At 34.6% G+C, this 20122-nt stretch carries 25 protein-coding genes; 8 read left to right on the plus strand and 17 right to left on the minus strand.

The features are described from left to right. The first annotated feature begins 90 nt into the window (after positions 1-90). The 5 genes from rpmB to Q0983_RS05360 all read left to right on the plus strand — a co-directional run bounded on the left by rpmB (position 91) and on the right by Q0983_RS05360 (position 3346). Complete coding sequence (gene rpmB / locus Q0983_RS05340; protein WP_148544369.1) at positions 91-327, plus strand: 50S ribosomal protein L28; 237 nt, start codon at positions 91-93, stop codon at positions 325-327. A 25-nt stretch (positions 328-352) separates the two neighbouring features. Then, positions 353-535, plus strand: a complete 183-nt coding sequence (rpmG, locus tag Q0983_RS05345) for a 50S ribosomal protein L33 (protein WP_133354867.1) — start codon at positions 353-355, stop codon at positions 533-535. Between the two features lie 7 nt (positions 536-542). Beyond that, positions 543-695: a DUF4295 domain-containing protein gene (locus Q0983_RS05350; RefSeq protein WP_076697604.1), complete on the plus strand. Its 153-nt coding sequence runs from the start codon at positions 543-545 to the stop codon at positions 693-695. A 161-nt stretch (positions 696-856) separates the two neighbouring features. Further along, a complete protein-coding gene (gene ftsY / locus Q0983_RS05355; protein ID WP_299549902.1) occupies positions 857-1810 on the plus strand; it encodes a signal recognition particle-docking protein FtsY in 954 nt (317 codons plus the stop codon). A gap of 63 nt (positions 1811-1873) precedes the next feature. After that, positions 1874-3346: a DUF6770 family protein gene (locus Q0983_RS05360; RefSeq protein ID WP_299549905.1), complete on the plus strand. Its 1473-nt coding sequence runs from the start codon at positions 1874-1876 to the stop codon at positions 3344-3346. Here Q0983_RS05360 and Q0983_RS05365 read toward each other — a convergent pair. Continuing rightward, positions 3343-4647: a M48 family metalloprotease gene (locus Q0983_RS05365; protein ID WP_299549908.1), complete on the minus strand. Its 1305-nt coding sequence runs from the start codon at positions 4645-4647 to the stop codon at positions 3343-3345. The two genes, Q0983_RS05360 and Q0983_RS05365, sit on opposite strands and share 4 nt — an antisense overlap. 147 nt (positions 4648-4794) lie before the next feature. Here Q0983_RS05365 and Q0983_RS05370 point away from each other — a divergent pair, with 147 nt between their 5' ends. After that, positions 4795-5223, plus strand: a complete 429-nt coding sequence (locus Q0983_RS05370; protein ID WP_299549911.1) for an SRPBCC domain-containing protein — start codon at positions 4795-4797, stop codon at positions 5221-5223. On the opposite strand, the gene Q0983_RS05375 is transcribed toward Q0983_RS05370, so the two are convergent. Next, positions 5220-6287 (minus strand): serine hydrolase, encoded by a 1068-nt coding sequence (locus Q0983_RS05375; RefSeq protein ID WP_299549913.1) that lies wholly within the window; start codon positions 6285-6287, stop codon positions 5220-5222. The genes Q0983_RS05370 and Q0983_RS05375 overlap by 4 nt on opposite strands. A gap of 110 nt (positions 6288-6397) precedes the next feature. Here Q0983_RS05375 and rimO point away from each other — a divergent pair, with 110 nt between their 5' ends. Continuing rightward, positions 6398-7702: a 30S ribosomal protein S12 methylthiotransferase RimO gene (rimO, locus tag Q0983_RS05380; RefSeq protein ID WP_299549916.1), complete on the plus strand. Its 1305-nt coding sequence runs from the start codon at positions 6398-6400 to the stop codon at positions 7700-7702. A gap of 265 nt (positions 7703-7967) precedes the next feature. Then, a complete protein-coding gene (locus Q0983_RS05385; RefSeq protein ID WP_299549919.1) occupies positions 7968-8660 on the plus strand; it encodes a peptidoglycan DD-metalloendopeptidase family protein in 693 nt (230 codons plus the stop codon). A gap of 78 nt (positions 8661-8738) precedes the next feature. Here the strand turns inward: Q0983_RS05385 and Q0983_RS05390 are convergent, their stop codons facing one another. From Q0983_RS05390 to Q0983_RS05460, 15 genes are all read right to left on the minus strand, one after another. Continuing rightward, entirely contained in the window at positions 8739-10301 is a 1563-nt protein-coding gene (locus Q0983_RS05390) for a RagB/SusD family nutrient uptake outer membrane protein (protein WP_299549923.1), read from the minus strand. A gap of 195 nt (positions 10302-10496) precedes the next feature. Further along, on the minus strand, positions 10497-10862 hold the full coding sequence (locus Q0983_RS05395; RefSeq protein WP_299549926.1) for a YciI family protein: 366 nt from the start codon (positions 10860-10862) through the stop codon (positions 10497-10499). A gap of 162 nt (positions 10863-11024) precedes the next feature. Then, positions 11025-11543, minus strand: a complete 519-nt coding sequence (locus Q0983_RS05400) for a hypothetical protein (protein ID WP_299549929.1) — start codon at positions 11541-11543, stop codon at positions 11025-11027. Between the two features lie 74 nt (positions 11544-11617). Then, complete coding sequence (locus tag Q0983_RS05405; RefSeq protein ID WP_299549932.1) at positions 11618-12421, minus strand: helix-turn-helix domain-containing protein; 804 nt, start codon at positions 12419-12421, stop codon at positions 11618-11620. A gap of 9 nt (positions 12422-12430) precedes the next feature. After that, the gene (locus Q0983_RS05410) at positions 12431-12847 is read right to left on the minus strand and encodes a hypothetical protein (protein WP_299549935.1); all 417 of its coding nucleotides are present in this window, start codon (positions 12845-12847) and stop codon (positions 12431-12433) included. A gap of 101 nt (positions 12848-12948) precedes the next feature. Further along, a complete protein-coding gene (locus Q0983_RS05415) occupies positions 12949-13365 on the minus strand; it encodes a VOC family protein (RefSeq protein ID WP_299549938.1) in 417 nt (138 codons plus the stop codon). A 118-nt stretch (positions 13366-13483) separates the two neighbouring features. Continuing rightward, positions 13484-14527 (minus strand): Fic family protein, encoded by a 1044-nt coding sequence (locus Q0983_RS05420; RefSeq protein ID WP_299549941.1) that lies wholly within the window; start codon positions 14525-14527, stop codon positions 13484-13486. Between the two features lie 171 nt (positions 14528-14698). Next, positions 14699-15121 carry an SRPBCC domain-containing protein gene (locus tag Q0983_RS05425; RefSeq protein ID WP_299549944.1) on the minus strand — a complete coding sequence of 141 codons (423 nt, stop codon included), beginning with the start codon at positions 15119-15121 and terminating at the stop codon, positions 14699-14701. 147 nt (positions 15122-15268) lie between these two features. Continuing rightward, entirely contained in the window at positions 15269-15850 is a 582-nt protein-coding gene (locus Q0983_RS05430) for a hypothetical protein (protein ID WP_299549947.1), read from the minus strand. 176 nt (positions 15851-16026) lie between these two features. Beyond that, positions 16027-16683 (minus strand): hypothetical protein, encoded by a 657-nt coding sequence (locus Q0983_RS05435; protein ID WP_299549950.1) that lies wholly within the window; start codon positions 16681-16683, stop codon positions 16027-16029. A 71-nt stretch (positions 16684-16754) separates the two neighbouring features. After that, a complete protein-coding gene (locus Q0983_RS05440; protein ID WP_299549953.1) occupies positions 16755-16928 on the minus strand; it encodes a hypothetical protein in 174 nt (57 codons plus the stop codon). Position 16929: 1 nt separating this feature from the next. Continuing rightward, positions 16930-17553, minus strand: coding sequence for a JAB domain-containing protein (locus tag Q0983_RS05445; protein ID WP_299549956.1), 624 nt, complete (start codon positions 17551-17553; stop codon positions 16930-16932). Between the two features lie 70 nt (positions 17554-17623). After that, positions 17624-17878: a hypothetical protein gene (locus Q0983_RS05450; protein WP_299549959.1), complete on the minus strand. Its 255-nt coding sequence runs from the start codon at positions 17876-17878 to the stop codon at positions 17624-17626. Continuing rightward, a complete protein-coding gene (locus tag Q0983_RS05455) occupies positions 17875-18213 on the minus strand; it encodes a cyclic-phosphate processing receiver domain-containing protein (protein WP_299549962.1) in 339 nt (112 codons plus the stop codon). Before Q0983_RS05455 ends, Q0983_RS05450 begins: the two co-directional genes overlap by 4 nt. A gap of 580 nt (positions 18214-18793) precedes the next feature. Further along, on the minus strand, positions 18794-20089 hold the full coding sequence (locus tag Q0983_RS05460) for a hypothetical protein (RefSeq protein WP_299549965.1): 1296 nt from the start codon (positions 20087-20089) through the stop codon (positions 18794-18796). Between the last annotated feature and the right edge of the window lie 33 nt (positions 20090-20122).

Here is a 20122-nt window from a genome sequence, read left to right on the forward strand (position 1 = left end):
AAAAATAGATAAAAATTAGATTGTCATAATCTAAAGAATTTGTATATTTGCACCTCGATTTTAAGCAACAAAAATTTAAAGTTATATATAATGTCAAGAGTTTGTGAACTTACAGGGAAGAAGGCCATGGTTGGAAACAACGTGTCGCACGCATTAAATAGAACTAAGCGCAGATTTAACGCAAACTTAGTTAAGAAACGTTTTTATATTCCGGAAGAAGATAAATGGGTAACTTTAAAAGTTTCTACATCGGCTTTAAAAACTATTAACAAAATAGGTATATCTGCAGCAATCAAAGAAGCTAAAGCTAAAGGATTTTTAAAATAATAGCTGCATTTAAAAGTATTAAGAAATGGCAAAGAAAGGCAACAGAATTCAGGTGATTTTAGAATGTACAGAGCACAAAGCTTCTGGTCAACCGGGAACTTCAAGATACATTACTACAAAAAATAAAAAGAATACGCCGGATAGAATGGAACTTAAAAAATTCAATCCTATCCTTAAACGTATGACAGTTCATAAAGAGATAAAATAATTAAGTCATGGCAAAGAAAGCAGTAGCATCGTTACAAACAGGATCAAAAAGGCTAACAAAAGCCATCAAAATGGTTAAATCGCCTAAAACAGGAGCTTATATGTTTGTTGAGTCTATCATGGCTCCGGACCAGGTTAATGACTTTTTAAACAAAAAGTAAACACAAGCTTTTCTTAAAATATTACAAACTGCTTTCTAATTTAGAAAGCAGTTTTTTTATGGTTATATTTGAGCGTTTTTCTGCCAAAATTGCAGTAACTATTTGTGGTAAAGAAATTGCTATCAGATAAACATATCAACGAATAAACGTATAAAGAGTAAATGAGTCTTTTTAAAAAAATATTTTCTTCAGAAAAAAAAGAAACACTGGATAAAGGATTAGAAAAATCCAAAACAAGCTTTTTTGGTAAACTGAGTAAAGCCGTAGCCGGAAAATCTAAAGTAGATGATGAGGTTTTAGACAACCTGGAAGAAGTGTTAGTGACCAGTGATGTAGGTGTAAATACTACCTTAAAAGTTATAGAACGTATTGAAGAGCGTGTTTCGAGGGATAAATATCTTGGCACAGACGAATTAAATCAAATTCTTCGTGAGGAAATAGCCGGTTTATTGAGTGAAACCAATGTGGGCGAAGAAACGGAGTTCACCGTTCCAAAAGATAAAAAACCATACGTCATTATGGTAGTTGGGGTTAATGGTGTTGGTAAGACCACTACCATTGGTAAACTGGCGCATCAGTTTAAAAAACAGGGTTTAAAAGTGGTTTTGGGAGCGGCAGATACCTTTAGGGCTGCCGCAATAGATCAGTTACAGGTTTGGGCCGATAGGGTAGATGTACCTATTGTAAAACAAAGTATGGGGAGTGACCCGGCTTCCGTAGCATTTGATACCTTGCAGAGTGCTGTTACACAGGATGCCGATGTGGTGATTATTGATACGGCGGGAAGATTGCACAATAAGGTGAATCTTATGAATGAGCTTACCAAAGTAAAACGCGTGATGCAAAAGGTGGTTGAAGATACGCCAAACGATGTCCTCTTGATTTTAGATGGCTCTACCGGACAAAATGCCTTTGAACAAGCCAAACAATTTACGGCGGCTACCGAAGTAACATCATTGGCCGTTACCAAATTGGACGGAACCGCCAAGGGAGGTGTGGTTATCGGTATTTCTGACCAGTTTCAAATTCCGGTTAAGTATATTGGTGTAGGTGAAGGTATTGAAGACCTACAGGTGTTCAATAAATACGAGTTTGTAGACTCTTTCTTTAAGTAATTACTTTTAAAAATTTTGTAGCATTTTATCTATATTTACTTTGTTAAAGTGATTACCTTATCTATGAAAAACTCCATGCTGTTTGGCCTGCTCTTTTGTGTGGCCATTATAAATGCCCAAACCTCAAGTTTATTAAATTTAGCTTCCGGAGACATGCAAATGTTTACTCCAATTTATGAAGAAGATAACAATATTTATGGCTATTTCTCTCTTTTTAAACTTGATCAGCTAAGTAAAAATGAAGAGAAGTATGAATATGTCATACTGGATAAAAACCTGAATAAGGTAGCCAATGGTGAATTTGTTGATACTGAGTATGCCGGAGTTTATTCAAGGTACTATATGCCGGATAAAATTGGAGATAACCTTATTTTAACCAAGAGTTACGCGAATATGAACGGTTCTGTAGCTTTTACTTCAACCAGGATGTTATTGCTTAATGATAATACCATTCAAAAACCTTTTTATTTTGAAGATCAAAATTTGAAGAAAGGATTCAGGCCTGTTGAAAAGCTGAAAAAAGTGCAGAGGAACGTAAAATTTGTAAATGTTCCTATTGGTGTGAATAATGGCTATGTGGTTATTGAGTTAAGGAAGAAAATGACGAAAGAATATCCAAACAACATCTATTATTATAATCTGGACCACGAAAAAATCTGGGATTATAGTTTTGGAGATATTCAACGAAAGTCGGCCTATGGTTTAGAATCTTTTGACGAAGAGGTACTTTATTTTTCCTATACAACAAATGATCATAGAAATACCAATGTAAAGCTTTTGAGGTTTGATGCCAGTTCGGGGGAAGTAACTTTTGATTATTTATTGGAAGATATCCATTCAAAGTATAATTATGATTATACACTTAAAAGAATAAATGATAAGACGGTTTTAACGGGAAAAATAAGCCCTTACAGTGTAACAGGGTATGACTATAATAAAGCTGTCGGGTTGTTTAAAATTGTGTTGGATGCCCAGGGAAATGAAGTGTTTAAAAAGCACTTTTTATGGGAAGAGGCCGGTGAGTATATTGAAATGAGCAGAACAGGCCGACTGGAAGCCGGTTATAAACTCAGAGTTAAATCGTACTTTATTTTCAAAGACGAAAGTATAGTGGTGTTGGCTGAAAAGTTTAAGATTGGGCAAAACCTGTTGTTAGGAGCCATTGCAAAAACTACCGATTTCGTTTTAATGGAGTTTGATGAAAAATTTAATCTGAAGAATGCTCAGACCATAAATAAGGATTTAAGTAAATTTTCGTCTTCGGATTTCTTGTTTGCCCAATATTTAAATGATGAAAAAGACGCTGTTTTCTTTTATCAGGACTATCAGAAAGATTCAGAAACCAAAGACAAAAACTGGATTTTAGGAATTGTTTCCATTGTTGGAGGACAAATTAATCATGAAAAAATACCTATGTCTTCAGATGAGTTTTTTATTCATCCGTATATAGCGAAAGAAGGCTATATCCTTTTAAGGGAATTTAATAAAAATTCAGATTTTGACGAGATAAGACTAGAACAACTGAATTTAAATTAGGGTAAATAATAATCAGCTATTTTTTCTATTTCGTCTAATTTTAAATTCCACATAAAGCTAAGGAAGTTTTGATAGCTTTCACTTTGTTCATTTGGAGCCAGTCTGTCAATATATCTGTTCAATCTATAATTTTTCTTAGCGTCGTAAATAGCCTTAAAATTAACTCCCAGCCAATTTCTATAATAGGAGTTATCAATATTATCCTCCAGTCTTTTTAGGATCAAATAGGTGCTTAAGCCATATTCATTAAGGAGATACAGGTTCTCAACAGAGGCTTGTCTGGCAATGCCTTGGAGTTTGTAAAATGTGCTGTCTGTAGGTTTACCAGGAGATGCTTCCTTTAATTCTGAAAAAGAAGCCTGAAGCTTTGCAATGCGTTGTTCAATTTCCGGATGATCTTTTAAAGAGTCTCTATCTATTTTAGATTTATAATGATTGTAGTTATAATCATTAAAATCTTCCTGCTTTAACCATTTATTATTAAAAGCCAGTGTTGGGAGGTCAAACAACTTTCTGTAAATTAATGAGTCAACCGTTATTGAGGGAACGGAGTCGTATTTTTGTAATAATCGCAACGAATTAACGAATTCTGACTTTGGAGCGTTAGTATTTTTATATAAAATATACCCTAAGGAATCTGCTTCGATCTCTTGTTGCCTTCTTTCTTCTCCTTCGGCATATAATAAGTCTTTTAGTAAATTAAAGGAGCGTGTACCTCTTTTGTATTTTTTTGCCGTTATGGACCTGGATTCATAAGAGTTCCTGGATAATACCGTTGTATTGATCTCAGCCCGCTTTTCAATACTTTCTTTTGTATGCTCTAAAACTTGATGAGCCACTTCATGAGAGATTACCGATAGCAATTGATGCTCATTTTCCAAAAATGAGAACAATCCAATATTAAGGATCAGGGTGCCATCACCTATACTAAACGCATTTGGCATTGGGTTCTTAGCAAGGTACAAATTAACCGCTTCGTCATTTAACAGTACGTTGTTACTTTTTAAAACTAAAGCTAAACTATCAACATAGCTTTGAAAATCTTTCTCAAATAATAACTTTTTATTTTTAATAATCTCTAAAAAACTCGCTTGGGATTCCTTGTAAAAGCCTTGAACTTGTTTGCGCATGGCACCTTTGTATGAGACCTTTAAACCCTTATTGAAATGTTCATATTTAGTTTCAAATTGAGTCACTAAGCGTTTTCTTTTTTCATAATCTGTAGTGTCAATTAATTGTAGGTTTTGTGAAAAAGAAAGGGAAGTGATAAAAAGACCAATTAAAAAAAATGTGTATTTCATGTATGAGATTTGTTATTCAAAAATAGTAAATAATTGCGTGCTCTCCGCGTAATAGTATTTGAATAGAGCAATAGTAATAAAGGTAGTTTATAGCCGAAACCTGATTAGCTGAAAATTATTAAATTTGTTTAAAGCCATGGATGTATTATGAGTTTCACCATATATCACAATCTTGTCATAAATGTACCGTCTGAACAGGTGTTTGATGCGGTGTCTAAACCGGAACACTTAAATAACTGGTGGACACTCAAAAGTTCCGGTAAGGCCGAATTAGGTCAGGAATACAATCTAAACTTTACCGATACATATGACTGGTATTGTGAAGTTTCAGAATTGAAACACAATGCGTCCATTCATTTCAAAATGACCAGATCTGATACAGATTGGGATCCCACAACCTTTGGTTTCGATTTGGAAGAAACAGAACATGGGACATCCGTTAAATTTAGTCATGCAAACTGGCAAGAGACCAATGATCACTTCAAAATAGCATCTTTCTGCTGGGCCATGCTTTTAAACGGTTTAAAGAATTACCTGGAAAAAGGGATTATTATTCCTTTTGAGGACAGAAACTAACGGATTAACTTATTAAGCTTTCCCCACAATTCATTATCAAAATTACTGGGCCCAAATCTTGTTTTTTTGGCTTTATCACCCATCCTCACTATCACAAGGTTTTTACTCGGTATTACATATAATTTTTGGTCATTCTTACCCAAACCGGCAATAAGATCGTCAGGCGCGTTCGGTATGAGTTTGCCATTGAATGCTTTGGTTAATACAGGTAATCTATAACTATCCTTACCGTTAAGCCACCATAGATAGCCGTAGCTTTTGTTAAGGTTTTGAGACGTATTTGTCATGTCACGGAAATAATCAGCATCTTTTAAAATGGGTGTGCCATCCCAAACGCCTTTATTGAGGTTTAATAGCCCGAATCTGGCCATACTTCTGGCATTACTGTAGTAAGGTTTAGCGTATCCCAATCGTTTCCATTCGCCTTGCATACCTATTTTGTCACGTAATTTTTCATTAAAATAACTTTCAAAACTTTTACCTGCGGCCCCTGCAACGATGGCGTGTGTTTTGGTATACCCGGCATTATGGTAATACCAAAAGCTACCGGGATCGTTTTTGTATTTTAAACAACGGGGTGCCGTACAATTTTTATTAAAAACAGTATAATCCAGGCCTGTGGTCATGGTTAGGTGATGCCAGACGGTTATGCTGTTTTCCTGCTCGCCGGTTAAACTGGACCAGCTTGTTCCCAGGTAATCGCTTGACGGATTATGAATATTTAAATGGCCTTCATTCTGTGCAATACCGACAGTAAAAGCTGCCAGGGTTTTGGCGGCAGAATACCAGGGTGAATTGGTTGTGGCGTCAGCACCATTACCATACCATTCAACAACAATCTTCCCGTCTTTTAATATCATAAAGGCTTTAGTGCCTTTCTCTTCAATATACTCTAATAAGGGTTGAAGTTGTGGCACATGCCATCCCGTTTCAGTTATATCTGCTGTTTCCCAAATATCAGAATCTATAGGAGGAAAATATAAATCACCTTGATTATCACTTTGCGAAAAAGCATTAGCTAACCCCATAAGGATTAAAGTGAAAGATAGAAACGTTCTTTGCATAATATAACTTTTAACTTAAGACACACGAATATATTAAAGGTTTAACTTCAAAATATGCTATAGTATATCATAAACCATTCCGTATCTTTGCGCTCACATTTAATCACGGTATGAGAACTAAAACTCTAAAGAAAAATAAGATCAATGTTGTAACGCTTGGCTGTAGTAAAAATGTTTACGACAGCGAAGTTTTGATGGGCCAGCTAAAAGCCAGTGGTAAAGAAGTTGTTCATGAAGAAGAAGGTAACATAGTAGTGATCAATACCTGCGGATTCATTAATAATGCTAAAGAGGAGAGTATTAATACTATTTTAGAGTTTGTCCAGAAAAAAGAAGAGGGCGATGTTGACAAAGTGTTTGTAACAGGCTGTTTAAGTGAGCGTTATAAACCGGATTTGCAGAAGGAAATCCCTGATGTAGATCAATATTTCGGAACTACTGAACTTCCGGGACTATTAAAGGTTTTAGGGGCCGACTATAAACATGAACTTATAGGAGAGCGTTTAACAACCACGCCAAAAAATTATGCTTATTTAAAGATTGCCGAGGGTTGCGACCGGCCGTGCAGCTTTTGTGCCATCCCCATCATGCGTGGAAAACACAGAAGCACGCCTATTGAGGATATTGTTACTGAAGCTGAAAAATTAGCGGCTAAAGGTGTTAAAGAACTCATACTTATTGCACAGGATTTAACCTATTACGGATTAGATCTATATAAAAAGCGAAACTTAGCAGAACTCCTTGAAGCATTGGTTAAAGTTGAAGGTGTAGAATGGATTCGTTTACATTATGCCTTTCCAACCGGATTTCCAATGGATGTTTTGGAAGTTATGAAACGCGAACCAAAGGTTTGTAATTATATAGATATACCTTTACAGCATATCTCGGATACTATTTTAAAGAGCATGCGCAGGGGAACTACCAAAGAGAAAACTACGAAATTGATTCAGGAATTTAGGGAAAGGGTGCCTGAAATGACCATAAGAACCACCTTAATGGTTGGGTATCCAGGTGAAACAGAAGAAGATTTTCAACTGCTTAAAGCATGGGTCAAAGCCATGCGCTTTGAGCGTTTAGGCTGTTTTACTTATTCGCATGAAGAGAATACCCATGCCTATACCTTGGAAGATGATGTGTCTGAAGACGTTAAAATAGCACGTGCTAATGACATTATGGAGATTCAATCGCAGATTTCATGGGAATTGAACCAGGAAAAAATAGGGCAGACCTTTAAAGTGGTTATCGATAGGAAAGAAGGTAATTATTTTATAGGAAGAACCGAATATGATTCCCCTGATGTGGATAATGAAGTTTTAATTGATGCCACTACCACTTATTTAAAAACTGGTGAATTTACTACGGTTAAAATCACAGAAGCGGAAGATTTCGACCTTTACGGCGAAGTTGTAAATTAGTAGTTCTAAAAGTAGTTTCTATTGTCACCCTGAGCGCAGTTGAAGTATCGAAGTGTATACAAAGATTGAGCTATAATTTCACAAAAGGTTTATTTTATAGGCTTAGCCTATGGATTTCTGCTTTCGCTGGAGTGACAAGGATTTTTTCTAAATAATCCAACTTCTGTCATTCCTGCGAAAGCAGGAATCCACAAACAAAGTTGTGCTTTTCAAAGTGAAGTTGAAAAGTCAACTGTTTACTTAGCAATTTCTTATTTTTGAGCAAATGCATTTAAAAGACTTTTCAATTTTTTTAAAAACCATTAGTTCAGAACCACTTTATGTGTTAGATGCCTCCATTTCTAATTCTAAATATATCCTTATAGATTTATCCGAAACTAATGAAGCATTAAATCATGTTGATGTGTCTTCCACTTCAAAGTTGGGAACATTTGTAAATAACCTCATTAAAAAACATAATGCTACGGTAGCCTATGGTGGGTATTTGGAAGTGAGAAACATTTATAAAAGAAGCCGGCATTTTAATAAACAGGCTCAGGAAGAACGCAATATTCATTTAGGGATTGATTTGTGGTGTGGCGCTGAAACACCTATTTATACACCTTTGGATGCCATGGTACATAGCTTTAATAACAACACCAATTTTGGGGATTACGGGCCAACTATTATACTGCAACATACAGTAAATGGGGAGGTTTTTTATACACTTTATGGACATTTAAGCTTAGAGTCTTTTCACAATTTAAAAGTCGGACAAACCTTTAAAAAAGGCCAGCAAATAGCAACTTTGGGAGATGAAACCGTAAACGGAAATTATCCACCGCATTTGCATTTTCAAATTATTAAAGATTTGCAAGGTACAGAAGGTGATTATTCGGGGGTTTGTTCTAAAAAAGACCTGGATTTTTATTCAAAGAATTGCCCGGATCCTAACTTACTTTTAAAATTGAATATTTAATTGGGACTACCAAAGCAAGGGCCTTATTCTTTGTAGTATATTATGAAACGTCTCAAGAAGCGCGTTTGAAACACGTATTTATTCTTCCTCTTCAATAATATACAGTTCCTTGTAGTGCTCAGGAAAAGGAGCAAAATAATTGTCGGGACCAAGTGAACCGGTAATATTATTGAATTCTTTTAGGGGATGGCCGTAATCTTTATTATTAGAGTCCGTAACTACACTGCTGATATCGTTCCTATAGCTTTCATTTAAAAATTCTTCAACACGTTCTGTTCTAACAAGATCGAACCATCGAAGAAACTCACCGGCAAATTCCCAGCCTCTTTCCTGAAAAGCTAGCTCAACCAAATCACCGGAATGTACATCTACAGAAACATTTGGTTCATCAGGAGGGAGTAATTCCGCGCGTCGCCTGATTTTATTTAGAGCCTCCCAGGCTTCGGGCGAGCTGTTTCCTGCCCTGGCAGAGGCTTCGGCAAAAATAAGCAACACTTCAGCGTAGCGCATCATATAGGTGTTTCTGTCATTTTCGTGTGTCTCTCTAGAAATGTCTCCTTTTCCTGTAATTTTTGCAAACAGCGGGTCTTTTTGTTCCGGAAAGTTCACCCAATTTAGGGTTGGCCCGCCCGGGGGATTTGAATAAGGGTCGTTGAGTTCAAAGTCAGTAATATAAGTGGCATTTTTTCTGTGATTATCAGGAAAGGTTTCAAAAAACTTTATTTCTGCAAAGGTTTGCCCCCAACCGCCAAGTTCTGTTGGAATACCTATTTTCCCCGTTTTATAGTTGCCACCTTGCGGACAAGCGGTACAATGTACAACGGTATAAACAGATTCCTTATTAAACCTGTGTTCAATGGTCCATAAATCATCTAAATCGTTTACAAGGCCGAACCCATGGTCGCCATGAGCATCAATTACCTGTTTAGCCGTGGAAGCAGCCAGCTCATATTTACCGACATCTTTAACCGGATAACCTGCCCAATCCAAATATAATCTGGAAAGGAATGCCCTGGCGGAACCTTTATTGGGCCTTGGAGCACCCATTTCCGAACCGGGATAAATGGCAGGCAGCAGGCTGGCAGCTTTTAAATAGTCACTTTCAATATGGCGGTAAACATCAGCCGTGTTTGATATGGCCTTATCTATATCTATTTCAGTACCTAACTGCAGAGGTATCGTTTTAAAAACTCTAACCAAATGGTGGTACAGAACCCCCCGTATAAAATAAGCCTGGCCTAATAAGCGATCCTTATCTTCGGCATTGGCAACTTCAAATCCATTGGCATTGTACAGCATATTATTAATGTCAATAATGATATCATAGCTCTCTCGCCATATGGCATCTGTCCTGGAAAAACGATCCCATTGCTCTCGTTTGTCCATACCCCAATAATCTGCAATACTGGAAAGGCCAAAGGTTGTAATATCATCACCGGCCCAACTCAAAACAAAATAAGTGTTCCACTTGACCATATGGGCCACATCGACATGTAAGGTGTCTATGGCCGTTTCTAGATCTGTAATACTCTCAAAACCGAACTTCGGTACGACCTCATATTTCTCGATATCATTATTAGAACAGTTAAAGAAAAGTAAACTCAGCGTGACTATTGAAAAGAAAAATAACCTGGGTTTCATACTTTTGGAAGGGTTGGTTTTTGAAATAGGATTTAGCCTTCAACCAAGTTAGTAAAAATCAGGGAAATATAAAATTGCTAACCCTTTGACTTTAGTAAGCAAGCTTGAACCATTTTATTTTTTCATCAACCTTATCGGTGTTGGTGATGACAGGTTCCTTTTTAGTAGCATGTTCCCTTCGAAAGCGTTCTAATCTTACTTTGTTGTATCAATACATCCACTGTAAAACGGGTGAAATTCAAATAGTTCCACCTTAAACGTACCTCCGACAACTGACGAATCCTGTTTTGTGATTAATTCAGCTTTTTCGGCATCTTCTGCCTTTAGGATCATAAACCCCAAATTAGAATATCGGCCACCCACTAAAATTTTTCCTTGTTTTCTTAACCTTTGAAGATGACGTGTATGTGCTTTAAAATAGGCTTGTTCGGAAGTAGCTATGTTTTCATTCCATGCGTCCCCTTTAGAGTAGATCATAGCAAATAGCTTATCATTTTCTTGCGTGTATCCTATGTTTGAAAAGGCTAAGATTATTATAAAAGCGGATAGTAATGTTCTCATAGTTAGCATGGTGTTAATGAGGTTATTCATATGATGACAGCGGTCTAAGAGCACCTGATGATCAAAATATAGTACTTTTGTGTGGTAATTTACCAAATTAAAATGAAAAACGGCCGGAGTTAGTACCCGGCCGTTATTGCTTTTATACTATGTTAACGGTAGTTATTTTACTTTATACCAATGATTTTTTAAGAAAGAAGAAAAAGTAGTTCCGTCCATGGCAATATCAAAAGATTCTATAAATTCTGTTTCCGATTTTTTTTCGATTATTACTCTTGCTTTCCAGTCACCGGGATTATTTTCTATTTCACGTGTTATAAATACTAATTTGTCAGGAGTAGAGGAAGGGTCCAGGACAAATATATTTGTAAATCCTTCCACATTAAATGACCTGTAAATGATGGACGAATTATTTGAGTTATAACTAAAGACCCCGAAATCACGATGGACTTCTCCCATGGGTTTTTTTTCAGTTTTGGGAAAAGTAGATTGGTTTTTTTCAACAATATAGTTGTTGTTTAATTCGTAGTTATATGTTCTAAACCCAATGCCGTCACCGGCAACTCCGGATTCTACACCTTGCCAATTCCCAATTAAGAAATCGAACTTGCTAAAATGTGTTTGACTATGTGTTAAAACGGGCAGCATAAGAATGAAAGCGCCAATAAAATAATTTTGCATAAACGTACCTTTAATATTGATAGTGGTACAAAAGTAGCCTTAACACTTTAGAAAGTATTGTAAAAAATAGACATTCAAAAATCTGCAAAGCAGATATTATTATGTTGGTAATATGCTTTTGGGGTTAATCCTGAAAAAGCTTTAAAATCTCTTATAAAATGTGCCTGGTCGTAATAACCCAATTCATAAGCTAATTGAGCCATTGTTTTATTTTCATACTCTTGTAAATGATGACATAAGTAAAGAAAACGTGTTGTTCTGGAAAATGTTTTCGGAGTAGTTCCTACGGCTTTCAAAAATTTTCTTTCAAGTTGTTTTAAATTTAAATTTACTTTGTCGCTCACTTGTCTCACTGAACATTGTCCTTTCAGATCTCTGATCAGTTTAATGGCATCATCAATGGCATGGTCATCTTTCCTGTACTTAGACAAACACTTTGACAAAAACAGCTGGATGATATTCACTTTTTCATTGTTATTGACATTTTTAATTTGTTGCAAAACATTTTTATAGTCATCACCCCATAAATGATTTAATTCAATGGTATTATCTATGAATTCATTTACCGGTTTTTCAAAAAAATGATGTGCTCCCCAGGGATAGAAACGAACCGAAACAAAGCCGATAGCTCCGTTTGATTCAATTTCAATGAATTTTTGCATTTGTGAAATGGCAAATCCTTGTGGCTGTATTAATGTCTCACCCGCTGCGTTGTACGTAATAAAAGGATCCCCAAAATGAAAAACAATTTCTACAATACCATCCGGTAGTATTTTTTCTCTTGGATAGTGATCATCAGGTGACTCAGATTCTGCAATCCAAATCAACTGAATATAATCGGATAAAGGTTCTATGGGTTGATATTCCTGATAGATCATTAAGCGTTTTTATTTTTTTCGATATTTATAACTGCAGCCTTCTATACAAACAGGGCCACTTGTTGGCGTTACAATAAAAGAGTCTGATTCAAAAGTCAAATTGTAGGTAATAAACCCCTGCTCATTTTCCAGTTCCGCTTCAAACCCATTACAATTATATTTGAGGAATAATTCATTTTGTTCTCTCGAAAAAGTTCCGGTGGTACATTCCGTAAATCTATCCGAGTTGAATGTTCCATTTTCAAAAAAAGTCAATGTCTCTCCATTTTCCACATCTACCCAGTATTGAGGGCCTCCGGCACTTATATAGGCTTCGGTCAATTTCCATGCTCCAGTCAATTCTGAATTGATAATGTCATTTGTTTCATCTGAACCACAAGAGATAAGTCCGAAAAACAAAACAGGTAAACACATTAGGTTTCTCATAATAATTTTCCTTTTTCAGTTAGATGTTTAAACCTCTTAATGGTTGCGTTTTAGTGTTGCCAACGGACTGAATAAAGAGCGTTTTTAATGCGCTTTATTTTTCACTGATCCCATGGATTGTATGAACCAAAATTCCATAGGTACCCTTCCGGATCTTGACAGCTATACCCTCGGCCACCATAGTCCTCATCCTTTATATCTAATACTATTTTTGCTCCGGCAGCAATGGCTCTCTGATAATGTGCATCAACGTCTTCAACAACAATATATGGGGCTTGTGTATTAAATCCGTTAAGCGCTTTAGGGGTCCTTAATAATTTACCGTATTCATTATCGTTTTCGGACCCTAACATGATCATAGCATTATCAAAACTTAACTGGGCGTGGGTGATGGTTCCGTTTTCTCCCGGGACTATCAAATGTTTTTCAAATCCAAAAGCCGTACATAGCCACTCTATCGCTGTTGGAGCGTCTTTGTAGCGCATTGTTGGAATGATTACAGAGCCGTTTGGTTTCATTTTATTTCAATTTTGTTATGGCTTTAAGCTTACACACAATGGTGTGGTATAACCGTCAGTTACAGAACTAAAGATAGTGTTTTTCAGTTTAGGGCTAATGATAGTATTTACGAGTATGCTAATGTTTACTGTCAATATGAGTAATTGCAGATACGTTGCTGTACCCAGTTATTATTTTATAAATTGTTTTATTCTTTTCTCCCTCTTTTTCGAATAGTTTTAACTCTATACCTTTTTTTAAATCTCTACTCGCTGTAGCAGAAGAAATATCTTTAAAAACATTCATATAATCTTTTCGAGTGAATTGTAATTTGTTTAATGACACAAAATAGTCTAATCTGTCTTTTTCAGTCAATGTTCTATTATTAAAGTCTAATAAATCACTAAGTGATAAGTGAATTACAGTCAACATATATTCAATAAACTTTGTTGATTTCCCCTCTTTATCTGATGACGATAATGCTTTATAATATTGTTTTTGGTCATTACTAATAATAGTCTCAAAAGGTAAGAACTCAAAAACCGGATATTTATCCATTAATATTAAGGTTTGCCACAGTCTTCCCATTCTACCGTTTCCATCAATAAAAGGATGAATAAATTCCATTTCATAATGAAAAACACAACTTTTAATTAACTCAATTTCATCTGATTTTTTTAAATAACCAAATAGGTTTTTCATTAAAAAAGGAACATTGTCAAAAGGAGGCGCTAAATGCTCAACTTTTGAACCTTTTACAATTCCAACGCCTTGCTTTCTGTATTGTCCTTTGTTTTCAATTAGCCCATGCATCAAGGTTTTGTGAGCTTTTAAAAAGGACTTTTCACTTTTTGAATTGTAATCTTTTAATCTGTCATAAATCTCAATAGCGTTTAAAACTTCGATTACATCTTTTTTTGGTCCAATAACTCTTTTGTTTTCTAAAAGCGCAGTAATTTGACTTTCGGTCAGTGTGTTTCCCTCAATTTTCAATGAAGAATGAATTGTTTTTATTCTATTCTGTTTTCTCAATTTAGGAGGCGGTCTATTTAGAAAACTTGCATTTACTTCTCCGATTTTTTCGGAAATCGAAGAAGCTAATTTTAAAATTTCAGGTGTTATTTCGTAAGGAGGAGTTGTCATATTGATACTATCATTTGATACTATCAAAAGTACAATCATTAATCGGAACTATCAATTTTTTCGGAATCTTTATAATTGGGTACACCGTTTTTGTATAAAATTAGTTGCGGTTTTGTGTCTAAGTATTTTCAGAAGCGGTGCCCTAAGCTTGCCGAAGGGTAGGTGTGAATAAGCAATTAGTTAAAGCCATTGTTGTAGTGCGTTTTTCTTTTAATTATTTACATAACCCTGGTCCCAGGTTTTTTCGGGGTCATGATTTCTCAAATCGCAATTGAAGTCAGCTACTGCTTTGAGGTTCATTAGTACCGAAATCCACCCTGCATGTACCTCGGAAAAGTCACTTTCGGATACATTTTCATTCATTAAGGTTAAATCTGTTCCACCTTCTACGGAAGGTCTCAAAGTAAATTTTACCAAACTATCAAAATACTCAAGGTGAAACTCTTTGTGAGGCCTGGATACAAGTATACGACCATCATAGGTTTGTCCATTTGGAAAAGAGAAGTGAATGTTGTTCTGATCTTGTGTTGCTTTTTCAGTCCAGAATTTCATCCTTCCTTCAGGTGTATTGAGTAAATCAAAAACCACCTGTGGTTTAGATCTCAGATTTAATTTCCAGGTAATTGACTTCATTCACGTTTTGATTATTAATGAACTACAACGGTTCTTATAACCGTTCATTACGGGTTTAAAGTTAGTGTTTTTCAGTTTACCCTGAGCTTTGTCAAAGGGTAGTCGAATCCGTTGTAATTGAGACTATACAGTATTACCCAACGTTTTTTATTTAGCTTCTATTAATTTATTAAAATCCGTTTCTTTAAAGATGTCTGATATTGACTTTTTGTACTTTTCTCTAATATGTTTTTCGACCAATTTATTGTAACATTCCATTTCGGATTCTATTATACATCCCATTGAAAAGTATTCAATTTTATATTTAGATTTTAACAATTCTTTTGCTCCTATTATAGAGCCTAAACCAAAATGAAAATATTTAAGTTCATCTTTTTTTAAGTCAGTTTCGAATTGTTTTTGCATTTCTTCGCAAGTTTCAATTTCAGCATATTCAGCGTACACTTTATTAATCTGGACATATTCATAGATTTGGATAAATAGATATAAATTTAAAGCGAAACAAATTCCAAACGTTCCTAACATAATTTTCGTTAATACGTTCCGCCAATTTTTATTAGAAAAATATAGTCCAACACATAAAATTCCAATTCCGAAGAACCATTTAGAATATTTCAGTTCTACCGGGTCAAAACTGGTTTCCGTCAATGCATTATTGTGGTTATAATACAACAATGCAATTCCAAGAATTACCAAAATTAGAAGTATATATTTTGTTTTAGTCTTCAATCTACCTAATGTTGGGTAACCGGTTCGGCTATGATTTGTTACAAGGTTCGCTGCAATAGGAACGCATAGATCCACAGGATTTGTCCTGCTTAAGAAATTATGATTAAAAGTAAGAAAAGTTCTTTAGAATAAGCACTCAAACCGCAATGAATTGTACATTTTGTTGGCTGTAGTTTTTAATATATTCTTACTATTTCATTAACTGTTCTACACCAATTTTTGATTTGCCCATTTTCATTAAATTCCAAATGGTAAATGATATTTTGGTATTCATAGTTTTCGTGAATATTTACAAAAATCCGTGCACTTGTTCCATTTATTTCTTTATTAGGTGCCGTAATAAATAATCTTGGGTAATTACCTTTTCCGCTTCTTTTTATTTTAAACTTCTTTTTGTCCAAATTAGAAAAATCAAGCTCAAATTTATCTGAGTCAATATGCCATTGATTTTCCACATAGTCCTCTATTTCTTTGAATTGCTTATTGCTTTTCCAGGTTATTCCCAAACAGCGGGGATTTGAAAATACATACCCAGATAAATGAAAGTCCGTTACATAAGGGTACACCTTTATTTTCTTTTTTGATGGGAAAGAGTCTATTATTGTTGCTTTATAAAAGTCAAACGCAATTTGTTCATAAAATGGGTATTTAGTTTGCGATACTCCAATTGTACAATTGATTAGGAAAGTAAGAAGTATAACTTTTTTCAAATCACTTTTTTTATTCAGTCCCAATATAATGGGGTTAGTGTTTATGGAAAAGTCAAAATGAGTAAATGCTACTTTTCGTTTAGTTAATTGTCTGTCCAGATTGCAACCAATGGTCTCAGCCACTTGATTTATAAATTAAACTTTGATTTAAGTTGTTGCCAGAATGAATTATAGCCATTGTTCGCTACAGTTTTTTAGCCACGATTTTGCGCTTTTTGTTCATCAAACCGCTTTTCAATGCGCTCAACCGGATTTTTCTTTGAACCAAATTTTCTGTGATAGGGAAGAGGTCCATCATATTCTTTGTCAACATCATCTAACATCATATCCCTAAACCAAGAGTTTATTTTTTTAAATATGTTTTTCATTTTACTTTTTTCGAACTCTCAATTTTTCAACTTCCTCAATGGAGAGCCCTGTTGATAAGGCAATGGTTTCGTTATCAACGCCATTTCTTTTTAACTCTTTGGCTATTTCAACAGTTTTCTTTTTATTGGCAATGTCAGTAGCTTCTTTTTTTAATCGTTGCTCCAACACATATTTAGGAACGTATTTGGTGCTTTTTTTCAATTCGTCCAAAAGCCCGGTATCTGCAAAACTCAAATAACTTTTTGTGGAAATGATCAAATGGTCCAGCACCTCAGTGTCCACAATAATGCCTACCTGAATTAATCTGTCGGAAATATCTTTATCGGCTTCAGATGGTTTTAGTTCGCCGCTTGGGTGGTTATGGCATAAAATGATTCGCACGGCTCTTTTTTGCAGGGCAAAGCTAAAGACCTCCATGGGTTCCGCCAGTGCTTTATTTACGGTGCCTAAACTGATAAGTTCTATGAAAAGGATACGATTGTTGTTTTCCAGCCCAATCACCCAAAAATGTTCCCTGTTCTGATCAATTTTGTCTTCACGAAGCAAGATCTTTTGCATAATGCCGTAGATGTCATCGGAATTCAGGATCTTAATTTTTTCTTCTTCTGTCAGTTTGATGTCCATAACGTAAATGTAAGACTTTTTTTAGAACCTAAAACCACACTGAATTATAGCCGTTGTTAGGCACAGTTTTTTATTTGTTATACCATGAGTAAACTAATTCAGTTAATTCCGCCACATCGTTTTCATTTAAAGAGAGTCCATATGTGGTAATTAATTCACTTGAGATTACTCTTTTTATTTTTTCTAATTCGTAATCATTTTGCAAGCCAAGAATTAGCTTTTCACTTAACTTTTTAAAAGAACGACTGTTGCCAGATGGCATAATGTTCGTCTGATATAGCATTTTACTCAACGCATTAATATTATGTTTATCAAGAATTTTCATTCAGTTTCTTTTAGGTGCTTTAAATAATTAGTTAAAAGGCCTCTTATTTGTTCAGATGCGACTGGATTAGCAGAATGTACTTTAAATTCCAAATTTCGTAAATCAAGTCCAGATTCATAAACTAACCATTTTGCACAAGCCAATCCATCTAGCGCTACATTTCCGTTTTTATCAAGTCCGAGGTCATTATCAAAACTTATAAAATTCGGTAGTCCGTTTTCTTTAATGTATGTGACGAATTGGTCATAAGTTCGAACTATGTCAAATTCAGATTCCATTGATTTGTCATATATCATTTCGATAGTCCTTACATCATCTAAAAACAGTTTTTTCATTGTTTGTAAGTGTATTGGTTTTTATTTTTTAATCCGTTTATATTTAGCTCCTCTTCTTAATTTTTCCTTCGAATTCAAATAATAAAAAAATAATCTATTGTCGGATAATTTTACTTTCCAACTATAATCGGTTTTATTTCCGTTTCTGTATTCTGTCAGAACATAAAACTTACCACTATATTTGATTCTTCCCGAACTTACTTCAGGTTCGAAAGATTTATAGGATTTCCATTCTCGTTTTCTTATCGTTCTCCAATCCTTTCGGGTGAAAGTTGAGTCCGAATGAATGGTTATTTCTGAAACTTGATAGGAGTAAGTCGGGCCATAGTTATGGTCGTGAGCCAAAAAAGTACGATCAGTTTGGCCAGAAGCATGGGCTAAACAAAAAACAAGGATGAAAGTTAAAATTTCGTATTTCAATTATAAGTGTTTTAAAGGTTGTTGCTAAAGATCTTGGCTATGAGTAGTTATTCGGGTTCGTACTTAATTTTGTAAGTACACACCAAACTGAAAATCTGTAGCGGTTTTCAGAAGTAAGCGAGAACAAGCAAGTACTTATAGCCATTGATGTAGCTAGTTATTATAATAATTCTAGATTTTTATTTAATTTAAAGAATGTAATATCTTCATCCTTATTTTCACATACAACAATAACGTCACCTTGTTTGTCGATTTTAATTCCATAACCAGTAAGCCTATTATCGGGGTTAGAATTTTGAAAAGAATGCACATGATTTGTGTAAGAATTTAAATATTCTCCATTTGAATCAAATTTAGCAACACCAAGATAACCTGGCCCCCATACAATATCTTTTGTAGCATAGCCAGTAAAATATATGTTATTTTGATTATCAAGGGTTATGTCATAAATCTTTCGAAAAGTATAATAAGGAAGGAAATTCTCTAAATTGTCTATAGCCTTTGTCCATAAAACATTACCTTCTAAATCTAATTTAGTTAAAAAAGCTTCATGAGAAACAGACCTTTTGTTGTAAACGCAATATATACCATCTGTTCCTTTCCTTGAATAAAAAAGTACAGGATGGAATAAATCTGTATCTAATTCATTAATACTTGATTCCCATAGAATATTGCCCGAAGTATCAATATTTATAACAAATGGTTGTACTTTATTATACCCCATATCAAATGATTGCTCATCGTTTGCCAAAAATTTCGCAGAAGTTATTAAGAATGAATTTTCATCATATTTCTCAATATTATACCCTAAGGAGAAGTCTGCTAAGGTTTTATTGAAGATAATATCCCCATCTAGAGATATTTTACCAACATTAGTTATTAGGCTTGCAGCTCCATAACTCCATGTTTTATATGGCATTGCTATATAAAAATAATTATTCTGTAATTTAATGATATCTACAATTTGTACGTCAGAATAATCACCTACTAGTGTTTTGAACCATATTTTCTCTCCTTTAGAAGAATATTTGGCAATAATACATTGAGAATTATTCAAAGTACCAAAGATTAAAATATTGTTATTCTCTACTAATTTAGAAGATAGTTCGCCTCCATATATATTACCGTCAAAACTTAACTCGTCTGGCAATTCAAAATATTGTTTTGATAAAGTATCATTTGTGTTTAAAATGAATTTCCCCCATTTTTCATTCTTATTAATTCTTGTAATACCTGCAACAATATATTCATTTAAATCATTAACATGAAGTTTGAGATACATCAGAGCTTTTATCCTTTCTGGATCTAGATTTTCATGCTCAAGTACAAACTCTTTTTCTCCTAATATTTTTATTTCAGGCTCAGGTTCTGACGTAATTTGACTTAAACTTTCGTCATTTTTACTGCAAGAAAATAGAAAGACTGTTATTATAATAAATAAATTTAATTTTGTCATTTTTTATCTTATTTTAATTAGCTACAACTGGTT

Origin of the sequence: Seonamhaeicola sp. (genome assembly GCF_028281565.1) — a bacterium.
GTDB lineage: Bacteria > Bacteroidota > Bacteroidia > Flavobacteriales > Flavobacteriaceae > Seonamhaeicola.

What these genes read in the sequence shown, in the direction of transcription:
- rpmB (WP_148544369.1), top strand. Translation starts at nt 91, where the DNA reads ATGTCAAGAGTTTGTGAACTTACAGGGAAGAAGGCCATGGTTGGAAAC.
- rpmG (WP_133354867.1), top strand. Translation starts at nt 353, where the DNA reads ATGGCAAAGAAAGGCAACAGAATTCAGGTGATTTTAGAATGTACAGAG.
- Q0983_RS05350 (WP_076697604.1), top strand. Translation starts at nt 543, where the DNA reads ATGGCAAAGAAAGCAGTAGCATCGTTACAAACAGGATCAAAAAGGCTA.
- ftsY (WP_299549902.1), top strand. Translation starts at nt 857, where the DNA reads ATGAGTCTTTTTAAAAAAATATTTTCTTCAGAAAAAAAAGAAACACTG.
- Q0983_RS05360 (WP_299549905.1), top strand. Translation starts at nt 1,874, where the DNA reads ATGAAAAACTCCATGCTGTTTGGCCTGCTCTTTTGTGTGGCCATTATA.
- Q0983_RS05365 (WP_299549908.1), bottom strand. Translation starts at nt 4,647, where the DNA reads ATGAAATACACATTTTTTTTAATTGGTCTTTTTATCACTTCCCTTTCT.
- Q0983_RS05370 (WP_299549911.1), top strand. Translation starts at nt 4,795, where the DNA reads ATGAGTTTCACCATATATCACAATCTTGTCATAAATGTACCGTCTGAA.
- Q0983_RS05375 (WP_299549913.1), bottom strand. Translation starts at nt 6,287, where the DNA reads ATGCAAAGAACGTTTCTATCTTTCACTTTAATCCTTATGGGGTTAGCT.
- rimO (WP_299549916.1), top strand. Translation starts at nt 6,398, where the DNA reads ATGAGAACTAAAACTCTAAAGAAAAATAAGATCAATGTTGTAACGCTT.
- Q0983_RS05385 (WP_299549919.1), top strand. Translation starts at nt 7,968, where the DNA reads ATGCATTTAAAAGACTTTTCAATTTTTTTAAAAACCATTAGTTCAGAA.
- Q0983_RS05390 (WP_299549923.1), bottom strand. Translation starts at nt 10,301, where the DNA reads ATGAAACCCAGGTTATTTTTCTTTTCAATAGTCACGCTGAGTTTACTT.
- Q0983_RS05395 (WP_299549926.1), bottom strand. Translation starts at nt 10,862, where the DNA reads ATGAGAACATTACTATCCGCTTTTATAATAATCTTAGCCTTTTCAAAC.
- Q0983_RS05400 (WP_299549929.1), bottom strand. Translation starts at nt 11,543, where the DNA reads ATGCAAAATTATTTTATTGGCGCTTTCATTCTTATGCTGCCCGTTTTA.
- Q0983_RS05405 (WP_299549932.1), bottom strand. Translation starts at nt 12,421, where the DNA reads ATGATCTATCAGGAATATCAACCCATAGAACCTTTATCCGATTATATT.
- Q0983_RS05410 (WP_299549935.1), bottom strand. Translation starts at nt 12,847, where the DNA reads ATGAGAAACCTAATGTGTTTACCTGTTTTGTTTTTCGGACTTATCTCT.
- Q0983_RS05415 (WP_299549938.1), bottom strand. Translation starts at nt 13,365, where the DNA reads ATGAAACCAAACGGCTCTGTAATCATTCCAACAATGCGCTACAAAGAC.
- Q0983_RS05420 (WP_299549941.1), bottom strand. Translation starts at nt 14,527, where the DNA reads ATGATTGTACTTTTGATAGTATCAAATGATAGTATCAATATGACAACT.
- Q0983_RS05425 (WP_299549944.1), bottom strand. Translation starts at nt 15,121, where the DNA reads ATGAAGTCAATTACCTGGAAATTAAATCTGAGATCTAAACCACAGGTG.
- Q0983_RS05440 (WP_299549953.1), bottom strand. Translation starts at nt 16,928, where the DNA reads ATGAAAAACATATTTAAAAAAATAAACTCTTGGTTTAGGGATATGATG.
- Q0983_RS05445 (WP_299549956.1), bottom strand. Translation starts at nt 17,553, where the DNA reads ATGGACATCAAACTGACAGAAGAAGAAAAAATTAAGATCCTGAATTCC.
- Q0983_RS05450 (WP_299549959.1), bottom strand. Translation starts at nt 17,878, where the DNA reads ATGAAAATTCTTGATAAACATAATATTAATGCGTTGAGTAAAATGCTA.
- Q0983_RS05455 (WP_299549962.1), bottom strand. Translation starts at nt 18,213, where the DNA reads ATGAAAAAACTGTTTTTAGATGATGTAAGGACTATCGAAATGATATAT.
- Q0983_RS05460 (WP_299549965.1), bottom strand. Translation starts at nt 20,089, where the DNA reads ATGACAAAATTAAATTTATTTATTATAATAACAGTCTTTCTATTTTCT.